The organism is Pseudomonas sp. BN606, assembly GCF_029873115.1.
Classification (GTDB): domain Bacteria; phylum Pseudomonadota; class Gammaproteobacteria; order Pseudomonadales; family Pseudomonadaceae; genus Metapseudomonas.
Window position 1 is genome coordinate 107,353 of the sequence record NZ_SSOF01000085.1, and the last position, 22,128, is coordinate 129,480.

Consider the following 22,128-nt stretch of genomic DNA (forward strand, 5'->3'; position numbering starts at 1 on the left):
TGCGAAAGCGGGCTGTCATCCCTCTGAAGTCTCTTCCTCAAGAAGTGTTACCGGTTAGCTCCGGTAACACTTTTTTGTTACTCAAGGAAATGAATCGGGCCGCTGTTATGCGCAAGCAGTCTTAAAAGCCCATAAATGGCTTGACCAGACAGCTTTTGGTATGAACGTACATGCCCTTCAAGTGTGATCTTGAGTGACAAATCGAGCCAGATCGTCCGACAAGATCGGACAGAAAATTCAAATTTGATCAGTGGATGATCAGTCACTTGTTTGACTGAAATTTGTCGCGAGACTCGTGGAACTTTTCTGACGCTCAATTGCGAATTGGCACCATGGTTGCAACGCCGCTGACGATTTGGCCCCGTTTCGGTGCAATCGAAGCGGGGTGCGCTCTGCGCTGGGGATTTCCTGCCGAAGCCAAACAAAGCCGCCAAGCGGCTGGACAAACAAGCCCGCATGACGGGCTGCCAATAACAAAGTGATCAGTCCACGGAGTAAGACTCGATGGAGCTCAAGTCCCGCAAGCCCACGTTGCGTTTCGCACCGGCCAAGGCAGGTTTCGCCTTCGCCGGTATCCTGCCGCTCCTGGTAGCCGCCCAGGCCCAGGCGGTGGAGTTCAGCTTCGCCAACGACGAAATTTCCGGTTCCCTGGATACCACTGTTTCCTACGGCCAGCTGTGGCGCGTACAGGGCCAGGACAAGACCAACAACGACATCAACACCAACGACGGTAACCGCAACTTCGATACCGGCCTGGTCTCCGAGGTCTACAAGATCACTTCCGACCTGGAAGCGACCTACAAGAACTACGGCATGTTCGTGCGTGGCACCGCTTTCTATGACACCCAGATCATGGACAAGCGCAACGACTACCTGGACAACAACAACCCGGTCCAGCCGAGCCAGAACTTCCCGAAGGACGACAGCTTCACTTACGAAACCCGTCACAAGGCCGGCCGTGACGCGCAGATTCTCGACGCCTACCTCTATGGCAACTGGGACGTGGCCGACATGCCGGTCACCGGCCGTGTTGGCAAGCAGGTATTCAACTGGGGTGAGGGCATCTTCTACCGCGGCGGCGTGAACACCACCAACCCGGTGGACGCGGCCAAGTTCCGTCTGCCGGGCTCCGAACTGAAGGAAGTGCTGGTGCCGGTGGAGGCCCTGAGCTTCAACGTCGGCCTGACTGAAAACCTGTCGATGGAAACCTTCTACCAGTGGAACTGGAAAGAGTCGGCCATTGACCCGGTAGGCACCTTCTACTCCGAGACCGACCTGTTCGCTGATGGCGGCAATACCGCGTACTCCACCCAGCGTGCCCTGCAACCGCTCGCTCCCCTCTACAGCGGCCTGAGCGCTGCGGGTATCGGTGGTCTTCAAGGCGGCCGTAACGTGGACGCCAATGGCGTGATCAAGGTGGCCTCGATCGGCCCGGACATCAACGCCAAGAACGACGGTCAATTCGGCGTGGCTCTCCGCTATATCGCTGAAGAACTGAACTCCACCGAGTTCGGCTTCTACTTTGTCAACTATCACGCCAAAGAGCCGACCATCGCGGCCAACCTGGGTGATTACGCGGGCCTGAACCTTGCCCAGATCGCTGGCGCTGCTTCTACCGCGATCGCTCCGCAGGTTCAGCAGGCAGTTGCAGCCCAGGCGGGTATCTCGGTCGCTCAATTGCGCGCAGTGCTGGCCAACCCGGCCCTCAACCCGGCCCTGGCGCGTGCTTACTCCAACGCGCTGACTACCGCCGCTACTACCGCAGCCGGCGGCCTGGCGACCATGGATGTGGCGAACGCCGTGCAAGCACAGCGTGAATACGCCGAAGACATCCGCATGTACGGCTTCAGCTTCAACACCACCGTGGGCGACGCTTCGGTCTTCGGTGAGTTGGCCTACCGCCCGAACCTGCCGATTGGTATCGCCACCACCAACGACCTGCTGGGTGATCTGCTGCTCCAGGCGCCGCAACTGGCGTCCGGACGTACCGTCAACATCGGCGGCCAGGACGTGCAGCTGGGTGATTCGATCCACAACTCCGAGCGCGTAGAGGCCTTCAACACCTCCCTGGGCACCATCTACAACTTCGGCCCGTCGTTGTCCTTCGACTCCCTGATCGGCGTGGCGGAGCTGGCTTCCGAGCACCTGCGCGGCAGCGACCTGCAATACACCGCGTTCAACGGCCAGAAGCGTTACTACTCCGGCCGCGGCAACAACTCCTACGTGTCCGGCGGCGAGCGTGACGATCAGGTCAATAAGAACGCCTACGGCTACACCCTGCTGGTATCCGGTACCTGGAACGACGTCTACGCCGGCGTGAACATCTCCCCCTACGTCGTCTACAAGGACGACTTCGAGGGCAACTCCTACCAGACCGGCAGCTTCATCGAAGGTCGCAAGGCCTACACCCTGGGCGTCAAAGCGACCTACCTGAACAGCCTGGAAGCCGAACTCCAGTACACCGAGTTCTACGGCGGCGGCCAGAACAACTCGGTACGTGACCGCGACAACATCGGCGTCAACGTCAAGTACTCGTTCTAATCCCAACAAGAACAATACGGGCGCCCCGGGGCGCCCGATACAGACTCATCACGGAGAACCCACATGCTGAAAAAGCTTTCGCTGATTAGCGCCGCGGTTGCCCTGGCGCTCTCCGCCAGCAGCGCCCTGGCCTCGGTTTCGGCCCAGGACGCCACCAAGCTCGGCGCCAGCCTGACCCCCTTCGGTGCCGAGAAGGCCGGCAACGCTGCCGGCACCATCCCGGCCTGGACCGGTGGTATTACCCAGGCTCCGGCTGGCTACAAGTCCGGCCAGCACCACCCGGATCCGTTCCCGGAAGACAAACCGCTGTTCACCATCACCAAGGCGAACCTGGACCAGTACAAGGCCAACCTGACACCCGGTCAGATCGCCCTGTTCAATGCCTACCCGAACAGCTTCCAGATGCCGGTGTACCAGACCCGCCGCTCCGGTTCTGCGCCACAGTGGGTGTATGACAACACCGTCAAGAACGCCACCACCGCCAAGCTGCTGGACGGCGGCAATGGCTTCTCCGATGCCTATGGCGGCATCCCGTTCCCGATCCCGCAGAATGGCGTCGAGGCCCTGTGGAACCACATCACCCGTTATCGCGGCTCCTACATCGTGCGCCGCGCTTCGGAAGTGGCCGTGCAGCGTAATGGCGACTACTCCCTGGTGACCTCGCAGCAGGAAGCCCGGTTCAAGTACTACAACCCGCAAGGTACTTACGCCGACCTGAACAACATCCTGTTCTACTACCTGTCCTTCACCAAGAGCCCGGCTCGCCTGGCTGGTGGTGCCACGCTGGTCCACGAAACCCTCGACCAGGTGAAGGAGCCGCGTCAGGCCTGGGGCTACAACGCCGGCCAGCGTCGCGTGCGCCGCGCACCGAACCTTGCCTACGACACCCCGATCGCTGCTGCCGACGGCCTGCGCACCGCCGACGACACCGACATGTTCAACGGGGCTCCGGACCGATACGACTGGAAGCTGGTAGGCAAGAAGGAAATCTACATCCCGTACAACAACTACAAGGTTTCCAGCCCTGAGGTTAAGTACAAGGACCTGCTGCAGCCCGGCCACCTGAATCCGGCCCTTACCCGCAACGAACTGCACCGCGTGTGGGTCGTGGAAGGCACCCTGAAGGCGGGCGCCCGCCACATCTACTCCAAGCGCACCCTGTTCCTCGACGAGGACAGCTGGCAAGCCGCGGTGGTTGACCAGTACGACGGCCGTGGCGAGCTGTGGCGCGTATCGGTTGCCTACCTGAAGAACTACTACGATCTGCCGACCACCTGGTCCGCACTCGACGTGTTCCACGACCTGCAGGCCCGTCGTTACCACGTGCAGAACCTGGACAACGAAGAGCCGACCACCATCGACTTCACCCAGGCCACTCCGGACGATGGCTACTTCAAGCCATCCGCCCTGCGTCGCCGTGGTACTCGTTGATCGCTTAGAGCTCCAGGAAGAAGGCCGCTACTTGTAGCGGCCTTTTTCATTCTCGTCGGCGATTTTGCAGGCGATAAGCCTGCATCAGAATTGCCCATTGCCTCAGGCGCAGGTCGCCGGGAGGTGTCCGCCTGGGCATTGCCAACCAATTGCAAACGGACGGTTCTGCCAGCGCTGCGTCGATTCGATGTTCCGTCAATGATCGCCGCGCCAGAGCAGTTCGCGCCTCGGTTACACAGCGGCACCTGCGCTTAACAAAACATAACGTCCCGCCGATTGTGCAGGCTTTCCAAAGCTGGCTAGGATTAGTGCGCTGCCTGCCCTGGGCAGCATCCACCTATAACAAAAAGGGGAAAGGTGTATGAGTGAGCCCGTCATGCGGCGCACCCCGTCAGGCCTTGCAGTGGAAAATCTCCACAAGCCGACGTTCCGCTTTCATTCGCCGCTGGCCAAAGCGCTCTCGCTGTTCAGTGTGCTCTCCGTCCTTGCTGTAGCCGCTGCGCCCATCACCGCATCCGCGCTGGCCGCTGATGCGCCGGTCCTCTCCATCGAATCGCCCAAAGCCGTGAGCAGCCTGCTGCTCGACGTCGCCCATGCCGGCAAGCGCCTGGTTGCCGTTGGCGACCGCGGCCACATTCTCTATTCCGACGACAACGGCAAGTCCTGGACCCAGGCCAAGGTGCCTACCCGCCAGATGCTTACCGCTGTCTATTTCGTCGACGACAAGCAAGGCTGGGCCGTTGGCCACGACGCGCAGATCCTCGCCAGTGTGGACGGTGGCGCAACCTGGACCCTTCAGTTCGAAGACCTGCAACGCGAAGCGCCTCTGCTGGATGTCTGGTTCAAGGACGCCAGCACCGGCTTTGCAGTGGGCTCCTATGGCGCCCTGCTGACCACCCGTGACGGCGGCAAGAACTGGGAAGACGTCAGCGACCGCCTGGATAACGAAGACCAGTACCACCTCAACGCCATCACCGCGGTGAAAGACTCCGGCCTGTTCGTGGTAGGGGAGGCGGGCAGCATGTTCCGCTCCGCCGACTGGGGTGAGACCTGGGAACGCCTCGAAGGCCCGTACGAGGGCTCGCTGTTCGGTGCACTCGGCACTTCCGAGCCGGGCGTGGTGATCGCCTACGGCCTGCGTGGCCACCTGTTCCGTTCTGCGGACTTCGGCAGCACCTGGGAAACCGTGCCGCTGAAAGCCGGCAACGGCGAACTGGAGTTCGGTCTGTCCGGTGGCGCACTGCTGCCTGACGGTAGCCTGGTGGTGGTCGGTCATGGCGGCAGCGTGCTGAAGAGCACCGACAATGGCCGCAGCTTCGCCGTGGTGAACCGCAGCGATCGCATGTCGCTGGCCAGTGTCATCGCCGACGAGAAAGGCAACCTGATCCTGGTGGGACAGGGCGGTGTACGCGTAGCGTCGCCGACCGGCGCCGAGCTGGGCCAACTATAAGAAAGGCGGAGAATTTCGATGAGTACCCATCACCAGGACAAGGCGACCTTTCTGGAGCGCCTGATCTTCAACAACCGGCCGGCGGTGATCATCATCTGCCTGCTGGTCAGCATCTTCCTCTTCTGGCAGGCCATGCACGTACGGCCCTCCACCAGCTTCGAGAAGATGATCCCGCTGCATCATCCGTACATCCAGAAGATGCTGGAACACCGCAATGACCTGGCCAACCTGGGTAACACCGTGCGTATCTCGGTGGAAGCGGTCGACGGCGACATCTTCACCAAGGAGTACATGGAAACCCTGCGTCAGATCCATGACGAGGTCTTCTACATCTCCGGCGTGGACCGTTCCGGTCTGAAGTCCCTGTGGAGCCCGAGCGTTCGCTGGACCGAAGTGACCGAAGAAGGCTTCGCCGGTGGCGAAGTCATTCCGCAGACCTACGACGGCTCGCCGGCCAGCCTGGAAGAGCTGCGCAACAACGTGCTCAAGTCCGGCCAGATTGGCCGTCTGGTGGCCAACAACTTCAAGTCCAGCATCGTCGATGTGCCGCTGCTCGAGTCCTATCCGGACCCGAACGACCAGGGCAAGCTGATGAAACTCGACTACCGCCAGTTCTCCCATGAGCTGGAAGAAAAGATCCGTGACAAGTACCAGGCCCAGAACCCCAATGTGAAGGTCCACGTAGTGGGCTTCGCCAAGAAGGTGGGTGACCTGATCGACGGCCTGATCATGGTGGTGATGTTCTTCGGCATCGCCTTCTTCATCACCCTGGTGCTGCTCTACTGGTTCACCTGGTGTATCCGCAGCACCATCGCCGTACTTTCCACCACGCTGGTGGCGGTGATCTGGCAGCTGGGTCTGATGCACACCGTGGGCTTTGGTCTCGACCCGTACTCGATGCTTGTGCCCTTCCTGATCTTCGCCATCGGTATTTCCCACGGCGTGCAGAAGATCAACGGTATCGCCCTGCAATCCAGTGACGCCGACAACGCCCTGACCGCCGCGCGGCGCACGTTCCGCCAGCTGTTCCTGCCGGGCATGATCGCCATCCTCGCTGACGCAGTGGGCTTCATCACCCTGCTGATCATCGACATCGGCGTGATCCGCGAGTTGGCCATCGGCGCTTCCATCGGTGTTGCGGTGATCGTCTTCACTAACCTGATCCTGTTGCCGGTTGCGATCTCCTACGTCGGCATCAGCAAGAAGGCCATCGAGCGCAGCAAGAAGGACGCGGTGCGCGACCATCCGTTCTGGCGCCTGCTGTCCAACTTCGCCCATCCGGTGGTGGCTCCGATTTCCGTGGTCATCGCTTTGATCGCCTTCGGCGGCGGCCTGTGGTACGGCCAGAACCTGAAGATTGGCGACCTCGACCAGGGTGCGCCGGAGCTGCGTCCGGATTCGCGCTACAACCAGGACAACAACTTCATCATCAACAACTACTCCACCAGCTCTGACGTACTGGTAGTCATGGTCAAGACCGGCCCGGAAGGCTGCTCCACCCATGAAACCCTGGCGCCGGTGGACGAGTTGATGTGGAAGATGGAGAACACTCCGGGCGTGCAGTCCGCCATCTCCATGGTCACCGTCTCCAAGCAGGTGATCAAAGGGATGAACGAAGGCAACCTGAAGTGGGAAACCCTTTCCCGCAACCAGGACGTGCTGAACAACTCCATCAGCCGCGCCGAAGGCCTGTACAACTCCGATTGCTCGCTGGCCCCGGTACTGGTGTTCCTCAACGACCACAAGGCCGAGACGCTCTCCCGTGCCGTGAAGACCGTGGAAGAGTTCGCCAAGGATCACAACAAGGATGGTCTGCAGTTCCTCCTCGCCGCCGGTAACGCCGGTATCGAAGCAGCCACCAACGAGGTGATCGCCCAGGCCGAACTGACCATCCTGATCCTGGTGTACATCTGCGTTGCCGTGATGTGCCTGATCACCTTCCGCTCCATCGCTGCCACCCTGTGCATCGTACTGCCGCTGATCCTCACCTCAGTGCTGGGCAACGCGTTGATGGCCTGGCTGGGTATTGGCGTGAAAGTGGCAACCCTGCCGGTGATCGCGCTGGGCGTGGGTATCGGCGTCGACTACGGCATCTATATCTACAGCCGCCTGGAAAGCTTCCTGCGTGCTGGCCTGCCGCTGCAGGAGGCCTACTACGAGACCCTGAAGTCCACCGGCAAGGCCGTGCTCTTCACGGGCCTTTGCCTGGCCATCGGTGTCGCCACCTGGATCTTCTCGGCCATCAAGTTCCAGGCTGACATGGGTCTGATGCTTACCTTCATGCTCCTCTGGAACATGTTCGGTGCCCTGTGGCTGCTGCCGGCCCTGGCGCGCTTCCTGATCAAGCCCGAGAAGCTGGCGGGCAAGGTCGGTGGTTCGCTGCTGGCCCACTGAGCCTGATCGTTGAATAAAAAACCGCGGCCCTGGCCGCGGTTTTTTATTGGGCTTTCGAACGTAACGAGTCGGCGAATGAGTGCGCTCGCACAGGGTATGCGCAGAGCTGCCGTCGTAGGGTGCACCATGCGCACCGATTGCGGATTCAGCTCTCGCGCCGGTCTGATCGCTGGTGCACGCGGCGCACCCTACCTGGGTGGCGAGTGAGTTCGCCCCTACAAGGGAAGTTCGAGGCTGCAGAGGGGGTCTAGGCAATCCGTAGGTTGCGGCAGAGCGCGGCGAAGCCCAACGATCGCGGTCGAGTCCCCACGTTGGGCCTCGCGGGCTCGTACCAACCTACGGAACGAATTCGTCCCAACAAGGTAAGCGCGAGGCTCCAGGCGTCAGCGCGGATACAGCGGCGGCAGTTGGCTCGGTTCGCCAGTGGCCAGTTGTTCCAGCTGGGCGGCAGGCAGGGCGCGAATGGCTTTCCAGAGGTCTTCGCCCTGCCAGTGCAGGCCGGCTTCGCTGTAGAGCGCGCCGTTGAGTCCGTCCATGGCATCGGACAACGGTACGAAGCGGGCGGCCATGTCAGCGAGGGTTTCCGGCTGCTGGCGGGCCCAGTTGTCCAGGGCCTGGCGTGTCGCGTGGGGATCGTTGGATTGGCAGGCGCGGCGCAGTTCGTCCAGCAGGGTGCGTGGGCTGGGACCGGCCTGGATCGTGGGCAGGATTGCTGGTTGGCGACGCGCGCGCCACCACAGGCCAAAGCCCAGAAGGGTAGTGCAGGCGAGCAGCGCGCAGGCGAGCTGCCAGGGCCAGACGAGCGCCTGGCCGATCGCATTGCCGACCTGCGTCCCAACCGATAGCGCAGGCGCTGTTTCGAGTTCGGGATTGCTGGCGACCTCCAGGGTGCGTGCAGGAATTTCGCTGCGCTCCAGGCGGTTGTCGCGGGTATTCCACCAGGTCACGGTCACTGCCGGCAGGTCCAGGCGGCCGCTGGTGGTGGGCACCAGCGCTTCGCGCTCTTCGCGGCTACCGATGATTCCGCGGTCGTCGATCTTGTTGCCCATCTGCGGCTGGTCGGGATAGCGGCGCAAGCCTTGGGCCTGTGTCGCCGGCAATGGCGGGATCTGGGCGCTGGAGAGGCCCTCTACATTGAGTAGCAGGCTGCGAGTCAGCGAATCACCGGTCTGCGCGCTGGTCGGATCGGGGCTCCAGGATTCGGTCAGGGTCAGATTGCGTGCCGGCAGCCAGGGTGCGTCGGCAGGATACTCGGAGGGCTTGGGCATGACGGTGAGGGGTATGCGCGGCGAGTTCACCCGCGTCAGCTTGCCGGGGCGCGGGCCAAAGGGTTGGTAGCCGGTATCGCTGCCCGGATCGACCAAGGTCGCGCTGAACACCTGCGGGGGAATGTTCAGAACACCGCTCTTCTGCGGAAAGACGGCGTAGCGCACTTCGATCACACCATGGCGAACGCCGTTGATCTCCTTCTCATATGTGCGCGGATCACCCAGCTGCTCGACACGGGCGTCGTTCATCTGCAGCGGGCTGAGGCTGCTGTCATCGTAGAGGGACACCGAATGGTAGATGCGCAGGGTGAGGATGGCCTGCGCCTGTACATAGACACTTTCCTGGTCGAGGCTGGCGTCGATGAAGACCGGGGCCAGATTGCTGCTGCCGGATTTCTCGCTTTTCTCGGCTTTTTGCACGTGCAGGGTGATCGGGGCACTGTGAACATCGCCCAGCTTCAAAGCCGGGATGGTGACGAAGCCGGTCTGCTTCGGCTGCAGGGTGATGATCCAACGGGTGGCGCGGTCGTTCTTGCCGTTGAAGGTGCCGAGCTGGTTGATCTGACGGGTGGCGAGAACTTCGAAGGTGTCGTTCAGGGGCGTCAGGTCCGGTTTGCCGAACAGGGTCGGGTCGGAAGACTCAAGGGTCAGCTCGACGGTTTCACCTTCGCTCAACCGCGTGCGATCGACGGTGGCGGTGAAGCCGGCGGCCAGGGCCGTCAGCGCCATCAGGCTGAGAAGTAGGGTGCATAGCAGGCGCGTCATCACTGTTCTTCCTGGCGCTGTTGCTGTTCGTACCAGAACTTGCGGCGCAGCAGCTCGGCCGGGTCGTCCGGAATCTGCCGAAGCCATTGTTCGAGGGCCTGGCGACGTTCGTCGCCCAAAGGCTCGTTGCTGGCGGATTGGCTTTGTGTGGTGTTCTGGGAGAGCGCCTGTTCGGCGGTGCCGCCCTGGCCCGGCCGCGTCGACCCACCTGGTTGGGTTTCACCGCCAGCCTGCTGCTGGGCGTTCTGCTCGGCACTTTGTTCGCCCTCCTGTTGTTTCGCAGCATTTGCCTCGCGGCCCTGGCCAGTCTGCTGCTTTTCACTGTTCTGCGCTTCCTGGTCGCCAGCTCTGCTCTCGGCCTCGCGCTGACGCAGCAGGTCTTCCACCAGCGTCTTGTTCTTTGTTGCTGCCGCCAGGTCCGGCTGGCGTTGCAAGGCCGAATCGTAGGCATCTACCGCCGCTTCAAGTTCGCCGGCTTGGGCCAGGGCATTGCCGCGGTTGTAGTGGTCGGCCGCCGTATCGCCCTGGGCGAATCGTGTTGCGGCCTCGGTGTAGTCGCCAGCCTGATAGAGGGCAATACCCTGCCAGCGTGGATCGCTGAAGCGCCTGGCCGCCTCGGCTGGTTGCTGGGCTTCCAGCAGACGTTGGCCTTGTTGGTCCGGACGCAGCCAGAGGTCTTCGAAATCCATGGCGAGGCTTGGGCGGGGAAGCACCAGCAGCAATGGAAGGCAGAACAGCCAGCCACGGCGGCCCGCGCAGGCAGCGATGAGCAGCAGCGGCAGCAGCAACCAGTGGCCCTGATCAGCCCAGGCCGCAAGGCGGGCGATCTCGCCGCTCTCGCGCAGGCTACTGGGGCCATCGAGCAGTTCCAGGCTACGCAGATCACCTTCATCAAGTCGGACCTCAGCGTAGCGGCCGCCCAGGTTTGCGGCGAAACGGCGCAGTTGGGAACCGTCGAGCTTGGGCAGAAGGATGGCGCCCTGATCATCCTTTAGGAAGCCGCCTCCCTCCTGAGCGATGGGGGCGCCGGCTGCCGTGCCGATACCCAGAATGACCAGGCGCTCTGCGCGGGATCCGAGGGCCTTGCGGATACCAGCCTGCTCCTCGTCGTCGAGTCCGCTGGTAATCAGCAGAAGGCGTCCCTGGCCCTGTGCGCCCTGTTCCAGCAGCGTCAGGGCCTTGGCGACGGCAAGGTCGGCACGGTGCCCCTGCTGCGGCATGATCGAGGGCTTCAGGGAGTCGATCAGGTTGAGGCTGGTCATCAGGTCGTCGGAGAGCGGAACCAGGCTGTGGGCACTGCCGGCATAGACGACGATCGCCGTCTGCGCGTCGCGGCGCGCGTCCAGCAGGTCACGCAGCTTGCGTTTCGCCTGCTCCAGACGGCTCGGCGCGATGTCGCTGGCGAGCATGGACGGCGTCAGTTCCAGCATTACCACCAGTGGGTCGGCGCGCTTCTGCGTGCTCTGCTCCATCTGTTGCCAGGTGGGACCGAGAAGGGCCAGCAGGCACAGCAGCCAGGCCAGACCAAGGGCAAGCCAGGGCAGGCGGTTATTGCGTTGGCTGCCGCCGCTCAGTAGCCAGGGCTGGAAGGCACGTGGCAGCAGTTGTTCCCAGCGGCCGCTGCGCCGCTCGCGGTGCCAGAGCTGCCAGAGCAGCCAGCCCAGCAGCGGTAGCAGAAGCAGCCATATAGGGCGCAGCCAGTGGGGCCAGAGCTCCATCATGGGCGCCTCCGTAGCCATTGGGGTCGCTGCTGCAGGGCGTGGGGCCAGAGTACTCGGCAGACCAGTAAGACGCTCAGCAGCAAGGCCCCGGCCAGGGGCCAGCTATACAGGGAAAATGCCGGACGAGCCTGGCTGGCTCGCTGGGTCACCGGCTCCAGGCGATCCAGGCTTACTTCGATTTCTTCCAGTTCCTTGCTATTGCGTGCGCGGAAATACTGACCGCCAGTCTGTTCGGCGATCGCGGTCAGGGTCGGCTCGTCCAGATCCATGCTTGGATTGAGGCCGAGGATTCCCAGTACATCACTTTGCTCCGGATCGGCGCCGATGCCGATGGTGTAGATCTTCACCTTCTCTTCGGCAGCCAGGCGCGCGGCCGTCAGCGGGTCAATCTCGCCACCGGTGTTGGCGCCATCGGTGATCAGCACCAGCACGCGGCTGTCAGCTGGCCGCTGGCGCAGGCGTTTAACCGCCAGGCCAATGGCGTCGCCGACGGCAGTGTTCTTGCCAGCGATGCCGATCAGGGCCTCGTCCAGCCAGGTGTGCACGGTTTGTCGGTCGAACGTCAGGGGCGCCTGCAGGTACGCCTGGCTGCCGAACAGGATTAGGCCGATGCGATCGCCGCGGCGGCCGTCGATGAACTCGCCCATCAGGTGTTTCACCAGGGTGAGTCGGCTGACTTCTTCCTCTTCCCATTGCATGTCGGCGTAATCCATGGACCCGGACACATCCACCGCCAGTAGCAGGTCGCGTCCGCTGGTGGGCAATGGTTGCGGCTCGCCGACCCACTCCGGGCGAGCGGCGGCGCAGAGCAGCAACAGCCAGAGCAGGGCGAAGGGCGCCTGTTGACGCCAGGCCGGCAGGTTGGCGCGGGCGCGCCGGCCCACCAGGCCTTCGAGGTCGGCGAGGAAGCTCACCTTGAGCGCCGCTTCACCGCTGTCTGCCGGCGGCAGTAGCAGGCGCAGCACCCAGGGCAGCGGGGCGAGGAGAAAGATCCAGGGCCAGGCGAACTCAAACATGCTTGCGGATCCAGGTCTCGACGGACTGGTAGAGGCCGGCGATGGCCTTGTCGTCCAGTTTGCACTGCGGGCGATAGGCGCCTTCGACCAACAGCATCCAGCGTGTCAGGCCAGCGGCCGGGCAGCGGTTGTCGAGATAGGCCAGCCAGGCGCGACCGCTGAGGGTGTGGCTCTGGTCTCCGGGGTAGTGCATGCGGCACAGACGTTTGAGCAGACCGTTGAGTTCCTGCAGCCAGGGGCCGGCAGGTGCGCCGTCGTAGGGTTTTGGCAGGCGCGCCAGTTCATCCAGGGCGGCCTGGCGCAGAGGGTCCAGGGGTTGTTCGGCTTCTTCCGCGGCTGGGCGTGTCCGGAGTCGCCACCAGCGCCAGATAGCCCATGCCAGCAGCGCGAGCAAGGGCGGCAGGCACCACCAGCCGGGTGCCGGCGGCCACCAGGGAATGGGCGTTGGCTCGATAAGGGGTTCCAGTCCGTCCAGTGGGTTCATTGCTTGCCGCCTCGGTGCTGCAAGTAGTCGCGCAGTTGATCGATCATGCCTTCCTGGGTGGACAGCGGCAGCAGCAGAACGCCGAGTCGCTGGGCGAGGCGCTCCCAGCGTGCCACTCGGGCCTCACCCATCTCGCGATAGGCCTGGCGCAGGTCGCTGGCGTGGGTGTCCAGTTCCAGCTGTGCACCGTGTTCGGCGAAACGCAGCAGGCCGGCAGCCGGCAGCGCATGGTCCAGCGGATCGGAAACCGGCATCAGGATCAGGTCGGTGTGACGAGCGAGGAGACTGATCTGCTGCTCGGCGGTATCGGAAAGGGTGCGCTCGTCGCAGAGAATCACCACCAGGCTGCCCGGGCGCAGTACCTCGCGGGCGCGGCGCAGGGCCAGGCTGAAACCTTCGCGCTGGGCACCGCCCGGACTGCCGAGGGCCTGGTTGGCACGGGCCAGGCGGTTCAGCAATTGCAGGAGGCTCTGCTTGCTGCGCCGAGGTTTGATTTCGTGGTGGTCCTGGTCACTGAACACCAGGCCTCCGACCCGGTCGTTGTGGGCCAGGGCGGCCCAGCCGATGAGGCTGGCGGCCTGCGCGGCGAGCACCGACTTGAACACCAGCCCGGTGCCGAAGAACAGCCGCTGGCTTTGCTCGACCATGATGAACACTGGCCGTTCGCGCTCTTCGTGGAACAACTTGGTGTGGGGTTCCTGGGTGCGTGCGGTGACGCGCCAGTCGATGGTGCGAACGTCGTCGCCTGCCTGGTAGATGCGCACCTGGTCGAAGTCTACGCCACGGCCACGCAGCTTGGAGTGGTGCAGGCCGATCAGTGGACTGCGCCGGGCGGGGCTGGAGAACAGCTGCACTTCCCGGACCCGATGGCGCATGTCGATCAGTTCGGCCAGGTCTACGTGCACGCCTTCCGCGCTGGCAGCCGGTGGGGCGAAGCCAGCAGTCGCCGGACGGCGCTTCCTGATCCGGAATCTCCAGGCCGCCGCTTTCAGGCGCATCAGGCCACCGCTACCACATCCAGGATGCGCTGGATCACCCGGTCCTGGTCGATACCGGCAGCTTCTGCTTCGAAAGAGAGAATCAGGCGATGCCTCAACACGTCGAAGAGCACCGCTTGGATGTCCTCCGGGCTGACGAAGTCGCGGCCTGCCATCCAGGCATGGGCGCGGGCGCAGCGGTCCAGTGCGATGGAGCCTCGTGGGCTCGCGCCCCAGGCCAGCCACTCGGCAAGCTCGCTGTCGAATTTGGCTGGGGTGCGGGTGGCCATGACCAGGTGCACCAGGTATTCCTCCACCGCGTCGGCCATGTAGAGCCCGAGGATTTCCTTGCGCGCGGCGAAGATCGCCTGCTGGCTGACCTGGTGTTCGGCACGCGTCTCGCCATGCAGCGCCTCGCCGCGGGCCTGCTGGAGAATCTTGCGTTCCACCGACGCGTCCGGGAAGCCGATCCGTACGTGCATCAGGAAACGGTCAAGCTGGGCTTCAGGGAGGGGATAGGTACCTTCCTGCTCGATCGGGTTCTGGGTTGCCATAACCAGGAACAGCGGAGGCAGGGCGTAGGTGGAGCGGCCGATGGATACCTGGCGTTCGGCCATGGCTTCCAGTAGGGCCGACTGCACCTTGGCCGGTGCACGGTTGATCTCGTCCGCCAGCACCAGGTTGTGGAAGATCGGCCCCTGCTGGAAGACGAAACTTCCGTTCTCAGGGCGGTAGATCTCGGTGCCGGTGATGTCAGCCGGCAACAGGTCCGGGGTGAACTGGATGCGATGGAACTCTGCTTCCACGCCGTCGGCCAGATCCTTGATGGCCTTGGTCTTGGCCAGGCCGGGCGCGCCTTCCACCAGCAGGTGGCCGTCGGCAAGCAAAGCGACCAGCAGGCGATCGATGAGTTTTTCCTGACCGAGGATTTGCGTGGAAAGGAAGTTTCGAAGGGTGACTAGCGCTTCACGGTGTTCCATCGATGGACTCGTTGAGCTGGGGAAAAGAGAGCTGTAAGCCCTCCGGTGTTGATGCATAACTTTAATCCAGACCAGGGGAGGCGGCCTAGAAGAGCCTGAATTCAGGCGTTGGTTCCGTGACAGGGCCGGATATTTGGTCTCTTCGCTGGTTCGCTCCAGTGCCTCTGGATGGGCACTTGTACATTGGTATAGGCGGACGCTGATTGAACGAATATGTCGCAGCACCGTAAGCGCGCTGCATTGCTCCCTCGTTAAGCTTTCGCGGCAATGGTGACCGCCGGGTCGCAGTTGTTTCCCGGCGCTTGCCCGGAGCAGGGTCGCACTGCCCGGATCGACCTGTGGCCCTTTCTCCGCCTCTTAAGCGTTCTACGCTTAACCCCAACAAAACGAGCCTAGCGGAGCACAACCATGGCGTTCTTCACGGCGGCCAGCAAAGCCGACTTCCAGCACCAACTGCAAGCGGCCCTGGCGCAGCACGTCAGCGAACAGGCATTGCCACAAGTTTCCCTGTTCGCCGAACAATTCTTCGGCATCATCGCGCTCGACGAGCTGACCCAGCGCCGCATGTCCGACCTGGCCGGCTGCACCCTGTCGTCCTGGCGCCTGCTGGAGCGCTTCGACCCCGCCAGCCCTGAAGTGCGGGTATTCAACCCCGACTACGAGAAACACGGCTGGCAGTCCACCCATACCGCCGTGGAAGTGCTGCACCCCGACATCCCCTTCCTGGTGGACTCGGTGCGCATGGAGCTTAACCGTCGCGGCTATAGCATCCATACCCTGCAGAACAACGTGCTCAGCGTGCGTCGCAATGCCAAGGGCGAACTGCAGGAAGTCCTGCCCAAGGGTACCCAGGGCAAGGATGTGCGCCAGGAAGCGCTGATGTACCTGGAAATCGACCGCTGTGCCAACAACGGTGCCATGAAGACCCTGGAAAAGGCTCTGTTGGAAGTGCTTGGCGAGGTTCGCGTGGCCGTGGCGGACTTCAAGCCGATGAAGGCCAAGGCCCAGGAGCTGCTGGCCTGGCTGGACAAGGCCAAGCTGAAGGTCGATGGCGAAGAGCTGAAGGAAGTGAAGGTGTTCATGGACTGGATCCTGGACGACCATTTCACCTTCCTCGGCTATGAAGAATTCACCGTGGCCGACGACAAGAACGGCGGTCACCTGGTTTATGACGAGAAATCCCTGCTGGGGGTTTCCAGGCTGCGCCGTGCGGGCCTGAAAAAGGACGACGTGCACATCGAGGCCGAGGCGCTGGAGTACCTGCGCGAGCCCAATCTGCTGTCCTTTGCCAAGGCAGCCGAACCGAGTCGCGTGCACCGCCCGGCTTATCCGGACTTCGTCTCCATCCGTGAGCTGGATGCCAAGGGCAAGGTGGTAAAGGAGTGCCGCTTCATGGGCCTCTACACCTCCTCGGTGTACGCCGAAAGCGTCGAGCATATTCCCTACATCCGCCGCAAAGTGGCGGAAATCCAGCGCCGTTCCGGCTTCGATGCCAAGGCTCACCTGGGCAAGGAACTGGCCCAGGTCCTGGAAGTACTGCCGCGTGACGACCTGTTCCAGACCCCGGTGGCCGATCTGTTCACCACCGCCATGTCCATCGTGCAGATGCAGGAACGCAACAAGATCCGCCTGTTCCTGCGCCGTGACCCCTATGGCCGCTTCGCCTATGCGCTGGCCTATGTGCCGCGCGATGTGTACTCCACCGAGACGCGCCTGAAGATCCAGCAGATCCTGATGGATCGCCTGCAGGCCACCGACTGCGAGTTCTGGACCTTCTTCTCCGAATCCGTGCTGGCGCGCGTGCAATTCATCCTGCGCCTGGACCCGAAGATCAAGCTGAACGTCGATATCGCGCTACTGGAGAAGGAAGTCATCCAGGCTTGTCGCTCCTGGAAGGACGATTACGCCAGCCTGGTCAACGAAAGCTTCGGTGAAGGACAGGGCACCCGTGTCCTGGCCGACTTCCCGAAAGGCTTCCCGGCCGGCTATCGCGAGCGCTTCGCCCCGCACTCGGCGGTGGTGGACATGCAGCACCTGCATAGCCTGTCCGACGAGCGCCCGCTGGTGATGAGCTTCTACCAGCCGCTGGTCCAGGGCGAGCAGCAGCTGCACTGCAAGCTCTACCACGCCGACACGCCGCTGGCGCTGTCCGATGTGCTGCCGATCCTGGAGAACCTCGGCCTGCGCGTGCTGGGTGAGTTCCCCTACCGCCTTGCGCGCCAGGACGGCCGCCAGTACTGGATTCACGATTTCGCCTTCACCAGCGCCCTGGGTGATGAGGTGGACCTCCAGGAGCTGAACGACACCCTGCAGGACGCCTTCGTCCATATCGTTGGCGGCCACGCCGAGAACGATGCCTTCAACCGCCTGGTGCTGACTGCCGCCATGCCGTGGCGCGACGTTGCCCTGCTGCGTGCCTATGCGCGCTACCTGAAGCAGATTCGCCTGGGCTTCGACCTGTCCTACATCGCCAGCACCCTGCTGAACCACGCCAACATCGCCAAGGAGCTGGTGCGTCTGTTCAAGACCCGCTTCTACCTGGCGCGCAAGCTGGCGGCAGACGATCTGGAGGACAAGCAGCAGAAACTGGAGCACGCCATCCTCAGTGAGCTGGACAACGTTGCGGTGCTCAACGAAGACCGCATCCTGCGTCGCTACCTGGACCTCATCAAGGCGACCCTGCGCACCAACTTCTACCAGCCCGACGCGGCCGGCCAGAACAAGTCCTACTTCAGCTTCAAGCTGAGCCCGCGCCTGATTCCGGAAATCCCGCGTCCGGTGCCCAAGTTCGAAATCTTCGTCTATTGCCCGCGTGTCGAGGGCGTGCACCTGCGCTTCGGCGATGTGGCCCGTGGCGGCCTGCGCTGGTCCGATCGCGAGGAAGACTTCCGTACCGAGGTGCTGGGCCTGGTGAAGGCACAGCAGGTTAAGAACGCGGTGATCGTGCCCATGGGCGCCAAGGGCGGCTTCATCCCGCGTCGCCTGCCGGTTGGCGGCACCCGTGACGACATCCAGAACGAAGCCATCGCCTGCTACCGCATCTTCATCTCCGGTCTGCTGGACGTCACTGACAACCTGAAGGAAGGCAAGGTGGTGCCACCGGCCAACGTGGTGCGCCACGACGCCGACGACCCCTATCTGGTAGTCGCCGCCGACAAGGGCACCGCGACCTTCTCCGACATAGCCAACGGCATTGCCCAGGACTATGGCTTCTGGCTGGGTGACGCCTTCGCCTCCGGCGGTTCGGCTGGCTACGACCACAAGGGCATGGGCATCACTGCCAAGGGTGGCTGGGTGTCGGTGCAGCGTCACTTCCGCGAACGCGGCATCGATGTTCAGAAGGATCACTTCACCGTGATCGGCATCGGTGACATGGCCGGTGACGTATTCGGCAACGGCCTGCTGCTGTCAGACAAGCTGCAGCTGGTGGCCGCCTTCAACCACATGCACATCTTCATCGACCCGAACCCGGACGCGGCGTCCAGTTTCATCGAGCGCAAGCGCATGTTCGATCTGCCGCGCTCGTCCTGGGCCGACTACGACACCAAGCTGATCTCCGAGGGAGGTGGCATTTTCCTGCGCAGCGCCAAGAGCATCGCCATCAGTCCGCAGATGCAGCAGCGCTTCGAGATCGAGGCCGACAAACTGACCCCGACCGAACTGCTCAATGCTCTGCTCAAAGCTCCGGTCGACCTGCTCTGGAACGGCGGCATCGGCACCTACGTCAAGGCCAGCAGCGAGAGCCATGCCGATGTGGGCGACAAGGCCAACGACGCGCTGCGCGTGGACGGCCGCGAACTGCGCGCCAAGGTGGTGGGCGAGGGCGGCAACCTCGGCATGACCCAACTGGGTCGCGTCGAGTACGGCCTCAATGGCGGCGCCAGCAACACCGACTTCATCGACAATGCCGGCGGCGTGGACTGCTCGGACCATGAGGTCAACATCAAGATCCTGCTCAACGAGATCGTGGCCAACGGCGACATGACCGGCAAACAGCGCAACAAGCTGCTGGCCGAGATGACCGACGACGTGGGCAACCTGGTACTGGGCAACAACTACAAGCAGACCCAGGCGCTGTCCCTGGCACAACGCCGTGCCCGCGAGAAGATTGGCGAGTACAAGCGCCTGGTCGCCGCCCTGGAATCCGCCGGCAAGCTGGATCGCGGCCTGGAGTTCCTGCCTTCGGACGACGAGCTGAACGAGCGTATCGCCAATGGCCAGGGGCTGACCCGTCCCGAGCTGTCGGTGCTGATCTCCTACAGCAAGATCGACCTCAAGGAATCGCTGTTGAAATCGCTGGTGCCGGATGATGACTACCTGGCTCAGGAGATGGAGACTGCATTTCCGGCGCGCCTGGCCGAGACCTTCGGCGAGTCCATGCGCCGCCATCGTCTGAAGCGCGAAATCATCAGCACCCAGATCGCCAACGACCTGGTCAACCACATGGGCATCACCTTCGTGCAGCGTCTGAAGGAGTCCACTGGCATGAGCGCGGCCAACGTGGCTGGCGCCTATGTCGTGGTGCGCGATGTGTTCCGCCTGCCGCATTGGTGGCAGCAGATCGAGGCGCTGGACTACAAGGTGCCGGCCGAGCTGCAGCTGACCCTGATGGATGAGCTGATGCGTCTGGGACGCCGTGCCACCCGTTGGTTCCTGCGCAGCCGTCGTGAAGACCAGAACGCAGCGCGCGACGTGAACCACTTTGCTCCGCGCGTGGAGGCCCTGGCCGGCCGCCTGGACGAGCTTCTCGAAGGCCCGTCCCGCGAGCAGTGGCTCGCACGCTTCCAGTCCTACGTGGAAGCCGGCGCACCCGAGGACCTGGCCCGTGTCGTGGCTGGTACCAGCCACCTCTACACGCTGCTGCCGATCATCGAGGCATCGGATGTCACCGGCAAGGACACCGCCGAAGTGGCTACCGCCTACTTCGCGGTGGGTGGCGCGCTGGATCTGTCCTGGTACCTGCAGCAGATCACCAGCCTGCCGGTGGAAAACAACTGGCAAGCGTTGGCGCGGGAAGCTTTCCGCGACGACCTGGACTGGCAGCAGCGGGCCATCACCATCTCCGTCTTGCAGATGAACGAAGGTCCGGCGGACATCGAGGAGCGTGTGGCTCTGTGGCTGGATCAGCACCGCGCCCTAGTGGAGCGTTGGAAGGCCATGCTGATCGAACTGCGCGCCGCCACAGCTACCGACTACGCCATGTACGCAGTGGCCAACCGCGAGCTCATGGACCTGGCCCAAAGCGGCCAGCACGGCATCTGCATCCCGTGATGACCGTGGCTCCGTAGACTCTTTGTGCTCTCAGCCCCGCTCATGCGGGGCTTTTTTTCGCCCGGAGAATCGCGAGGCCTAGCGATTAACGCCGGTTCTGCGCTCCCCCCATGGCATCCACGCCGGTGTGCTTTCGTGGCTGACAAACGGCGGAACTCACCTGTTGACACTCCCAATCGGCGGGAGCAACATTTCGCAATCTCACGCGATTTAATCGAGCACGATTAAAGTCTCAGGCAAATATCTAGCGAGTAAATCGCCATGATCCATTTCCCCAACGCAGCCCGTCAGTTCGTCGAGTCCGGCATCCCCGGAATCCGTGTTGCCTCCATCTGGGGTGAAAATGGCAACGGTTCGGACTTCATTGAATTCAAGGCTGGCGCCGTCTTCCCGTGCCATGACCACGAAGGCCCGGAGGAAATCCTCGTGCTGTCCGGTCGCATCCGCTTTGGCGACCTAGTTCTCGCGGCGGGTGACTACATGCGGATTGGCCCGGACGAGGAGCATGACGCTGAGGCCCTGGAGGACTCACTGTTCTTCCTCGCTCACCTTGGCGGCGCAATCATCAAGGAATGAGGGAGCAGTAGAAGGGGGCAGGCTGAATTCCTGTCCCTTTCATCTGCCACGAGGCAATACTCTGCGGCACAGTTCCTGCCCCGCGATCCAGAACATTTCTGGTCATTCGGGTATTGGGTAGCCCAATATTCAGCCAGGTTTCAGGTGAGGTTGGATCATTCATTCCGACGCGTTGAGCGGGTCGCTTTCGTCCGGCCTGCGTGGTCGGTCATAGTCCGGATCTTGGGGATGTTCGGTTTTTGCCAACCGTCTGGCTGTTCTTCTTTCCGTTTCAGTTTCGTCTTGTCTGAACTTTTCTCCTCCTGCCCTGGCCCCTAGGTGATGGAGGAGGTTGCTAGGACGGGCGAGCCTCAGGCCAATGCCCGCAGGTATTTCACGACATCCGCCGCGCCGGCCAGGCGAAGGCCTTCGCCGAGGGCGGTAGCATCGGCGTGTTTCTTGGGTAGCAGGATGAATTCCGGGGCTCCGGCATGACGCAGGATGGTCAGGCGGGAATAGGGGATGCCGCCATCCAGCAGCAGACCCATGAACGAGGGGTCGCTCCAGGCCTGCACCGGCATGGCCAGGACATGGTAACGGTCGTCCAGCAGATCAAGGCCGCCGTCGTCAATGCGGTAGTCGATGATCTCGGCGGGGAGCGTGGCTTCCAGCTCGCGCAGGCGTGCGTAGGCGATGGAGGCGGCAAACGCTTCGGAATGCTGGTCGCCGTTCCAGAACACTCGCTTGCCGCACCAGTTGGCCCGGAAGAGGCTGATGGGTGAGCCAGCGAGGAAGCGTGGCAACGGCAGGCTGATGGCCTTGATGAAGTCCTTGTAGCTGATGATGCGCACCTTGCGGCTGTGCAGGCCGCTCAGGTAGTCCTCGAAGCTGGCAGTGGGGAGCGGTTCGTTGTCGTGGCCGCAGAAACCATCGACCTGGCGCAGGTCGAAGCTGGAGAGGTGCTGCTCGCTGCGCTTGATCACGCCCACCAGCACGGCATGGGCTTCGGCCTTGTCTTCCTGGACGGGGCCTGACAGCGCGCTGCGCGGCAGTTCCACCAGGCGTTGCAGGGGCGGGCTTGCCTGCCACCAGATGGTTTCCTGGGGGGGCGGCAGTTGCTGGAATGGCAGATGCAATTGACTGGCGCGTTCGAACACTCGGCGCGACGCTTTGCCAAGGCCAAAGCGCTGGGCGATTGCAGCCAGGCGGGCGCTCAGTGGTGGTGGCTGCATCTGACTCATGGCCTGAATACTCCTCGGTCACGGCTGGCAGTGT

General features: G+C 62.9%; 13 protein-coding genes. 6 read left to right on the forward strand and 7 right to left on the reverse strand.

Translation table 11 applies throughout. The annotated features are described in order from the left end of the window. Positions 1-504 precede the first annotated feature (504 nt). The 4 genes from E8E75_RS27670 to E8E75_RS27685 all read left to right on the forward strand — a co-directional run bounded on the left by E8E75_RS27670 (position 505) and on the right by E8E75_RS27685 (position 7,816). Complete coding sequence (locus E8E75_RS27670) at positions 505-2,541, forward strand: DUF1302 domain-containing protein (protein ID WP_120651724.1); 2,037 nt, start codon at positions 505-507, stop codon at positions 2,539-2,541. Positions 2,542-2,604: 63 nt separating this feature from the next. After that, complete coding sequence (locus tag E8E75_RS27675) at positions 2,605-3,972, forward strand: DUF1329 domain-containing protein (protein ID WP_120651723.1); 1,368 nt, start codon at positions 2,605-2,607, stop codon at positions 3,970-3,972. 376 nt (positions 3,973-4,348) lie between these two features. Further along, positions 4,349-5,422 carry a YCF48-related protein gene (locus tag E8E75_RS27680; protein WP_120655230.1) on the forward strand — a complete coding sequence of 358 codons (1,074 nt, stop codon included), beginning with the start codon at positions 4,349-4,351 and terminating at the stop codon, positions 5,420-5,422. An 18-nt stretch (positions 5,423-5,440) separates the two neighbouring features. Next, positions 5,441-7,816: an RND family transporter gene (locus E8E75_RS27685; protein ID WP_120651722.1), complete on the forward strand. Its 2,376-nt coding sequence runs from the start codon at positions 5,441-5,443 to the stop codon at positions 7,814-7,816. 383 nt (positions 7,817-8,199) lie between these two features. Here the strand turns inward: E8E75_RS27685 and E8E75_RS27690 are convergent, their stop codons facing one another. From E8E75_RS27690 to E8E75_RS27715, 6 genes are all read right to left on the reverse strand, one after another. Beyond that, the gene (locus E8E75_RS27690; RefSeq protein ID WP_120651721.1) at positions 8,200-9,849 is read right to left on the reverse strand and encodes a BatD family protein; all 1,650 of its coding nucleotides are present in this window, start codon (positions 9,847-9,849) and stop codon (positions 8,200-8,202) included. Beyond that, positions 9,849-11,570 carry a VWA domain-containing protein gene (locus tag E8E75_RS27695; protein WP_153921061.1) on the reverse strand — a complete coding sequence of 574 codons (1,722 nt, stop codon included), beginning with the start codon at positions 11,568-11,570 and terminating at the stop codon, positions 9,849-9,851. Before E8E75_RS27695 ends, E8E75_RS27690 begins: the two co-directional genes overlap by 1 nt. Next, positions 11,567-12,586, reverse strand: a complete 1,020-nt coding sequence (locus E8E75_RS27700; protein WP_120651719.1) for a VWA domain-containing protein — start codon at positions 12,584-12,586, stop codon at positions 11,567-11,569. Before E8E75_RS27700 ends, E8E75_RS27695 begins: the two co-directional genes overlap by 4 nt. Continuing rightward, positions 12,579-13,070, reverse strand: a complete 492-nt coding sequence (locus E8E75_RS27705) for a DUF4381 domain-containing protein (protein WP_120651718.1) — start codon at positions 13,068-13,070, stop codon at positions 12,579-12,581. Before E8E75_RS27705 ends, E8E75_RS27700 begins: the two co-directional genes overlap by 8 nt. After that, positions 13,067-13,945, reverse strand: a complete 879-nt coding sequence (locus E8E75_RS27710; protein ID WP_153921199.1) for a DUF58 domain-containing protein — start codon at positions 13,943-13,945, stop codon at positions 13,067-13,069. Before E8E75_RS27710 ends, E8E75_RS27705 begins: the two co-directional genes overlap by 4 nt. A 122-nt stretch (positions 13,946-14,067) precedes the next feature. After that, positions 14,068-15,027: a MoxR family ATPase gene (locus E8E75_RS27715; RefSeq protein ID WP_120651717.1), complete on the reverse strand. Its 960-nt coding sequence runs from the start codon at positions 15,025-15,027 to the stop codon at positions 14,068-14,070. Positions 15,028-15,435: 408 nt separating this feature from the next. On the opposite strand from E8E75_RS27715, the gene E8E75_RS27720 reads away from it, so the two are divergent. Beyond that, positions 15,436-20,298: an NAD-glutamate dehydrogenase gene (locus E8E75_RS27720; RefSeq protein WP_153921063.1), complete on the forward strand. Its 4,863-nt coding sequence runs from the start codon at positions 15,436-15,438 to the stop codon at positions 20,296-20,298. 261 nt (positions 20,299-20,559) lie between these two features. Next, positions 20,560-20,874 (forward strand): cupin domain-containing protein, encoded by a 315-nt coding sequence (locus E8E75_RS27725; protein WP_153921065.1) that lies wholly within the window; start codon positions 20,560-20,562, stop codon positions 20,872-20,874. A gap of 350 nt (positions 20,875-21,224) precedes the next feature. Here E8E75_RS27725 and E8E75_RS27730 read toward each other — a convergent pair whose 3' ends face one another. Continuing rightward, on the reverse strand, positions 21,225-22,094 hold the full coding sequence (locus tag E8E75_RS27730; RefSeq protein WP_120651714.1) for a DUF6685 family protein: 870 nt from the start codon (positions 22,092-22,094) through the stop codon (positions 21,225-21,227). Between the last annotated feature and the right edge of the window lie 34 nt (positions 22,095-22,128).

Excerpts from the sequence above, each read along its gene's own strand:
- E8E75_RS27670 (WP_120651724.1), top strand. The coding sequence starts at position 505 with ATGGAGCTCAAGTCCCGCAAGCCCACGTTGCGTTTCGCACCGGCCAAG.
- E8E75_RS27675 (WP_120651723.1), top strand. The coding sequence starts at position 2,605 with ATGCTGAAAAAGCTTTCGCTGATTAGCGCCGCGGTTGCCCTGGCGCTC.
- E8E75_RS27680 (WP_120655230.1), top strand. The coding sequence starts at position 4,349 with ATGCGGCGCACCCCGTCAGGCCTTGCAGTGGAAAATCTCCACAAGCCG.
- E8E75_RS27685 (WP_120651722.1), top strand. The coding sequence starts at position 5,441 with ATGAGTACCCATCACCAGGACAAGGCGACCTTTCTGGAGCGCCTGATC.
- E8E75_RS27690 (WP_120651721.1), bottom strand. The coding sequence starts at position 9,849 with ATGACGCGCCTGCTATGCACCCTACTTCTCAGCCTGATGGCGCTGACG.
- E8E75_RS27695 (WP_153921061.1), bottom strand. The coding sequence starts at position 11,570 with ATGATGGAGCTCTGGCCCCACTGGCTGCGCCCTATATGGCTGCTTCTG.
- E8E75_RS27700 (WP_120651719.1), bottom strand. The coding sequence starts at position 12,586 with ATGTTTGAGTTCGCCTGGCCCTGGATCTTTCTCCTCGCCCCGCTGCCC.
- E8E75_RS27705 (WP_120651718.1), bottom strand. The coding sequence starts at position 13,070 with ATGAACCCACTGGACGGACTGGAACCCCTTATCGAGCCAACGCCCATT.
- E8E75_RS27710 (WP_153921199.1), bottom strand. The coding sequence starts at position 13,945 with ATGCGCCATCGGGTCCGGGAAGTGCAGCTGTTCTCCAGCCCCGCCCGG.
- E8E75_RS27715 (WP_120651717.1), bottom strand. The coding sequence starts at position 15,027 with ATGGAACACCGTGAAGCGCTAGTCACCCTTCGAAACTTCCTTTCCACG.
- E8E75_RS27720 (WP_153921063.1), top strand. The coding sequence starts at position 15,436 with ATGGCGTTCTTCACGGCGGCCAGCAAAGCCGACTTCCAGCACCAACTG.
- E8E75_RS27725 (WP_153921065.1), top strand. The coding sequence starts at position 20,560 with ATGATCCATTTCCCCAACGCAGCCCGTCAGTTCGTCGAGTCCGGCATC.
- E8E75_RS27730 (WP_120651714.1), bottom strand. The coding sequence starts at position 22,094 with ATGAGTCAGATGCAGCCACCACCACTGAGCGCCCGCCTGGCTGCAATC.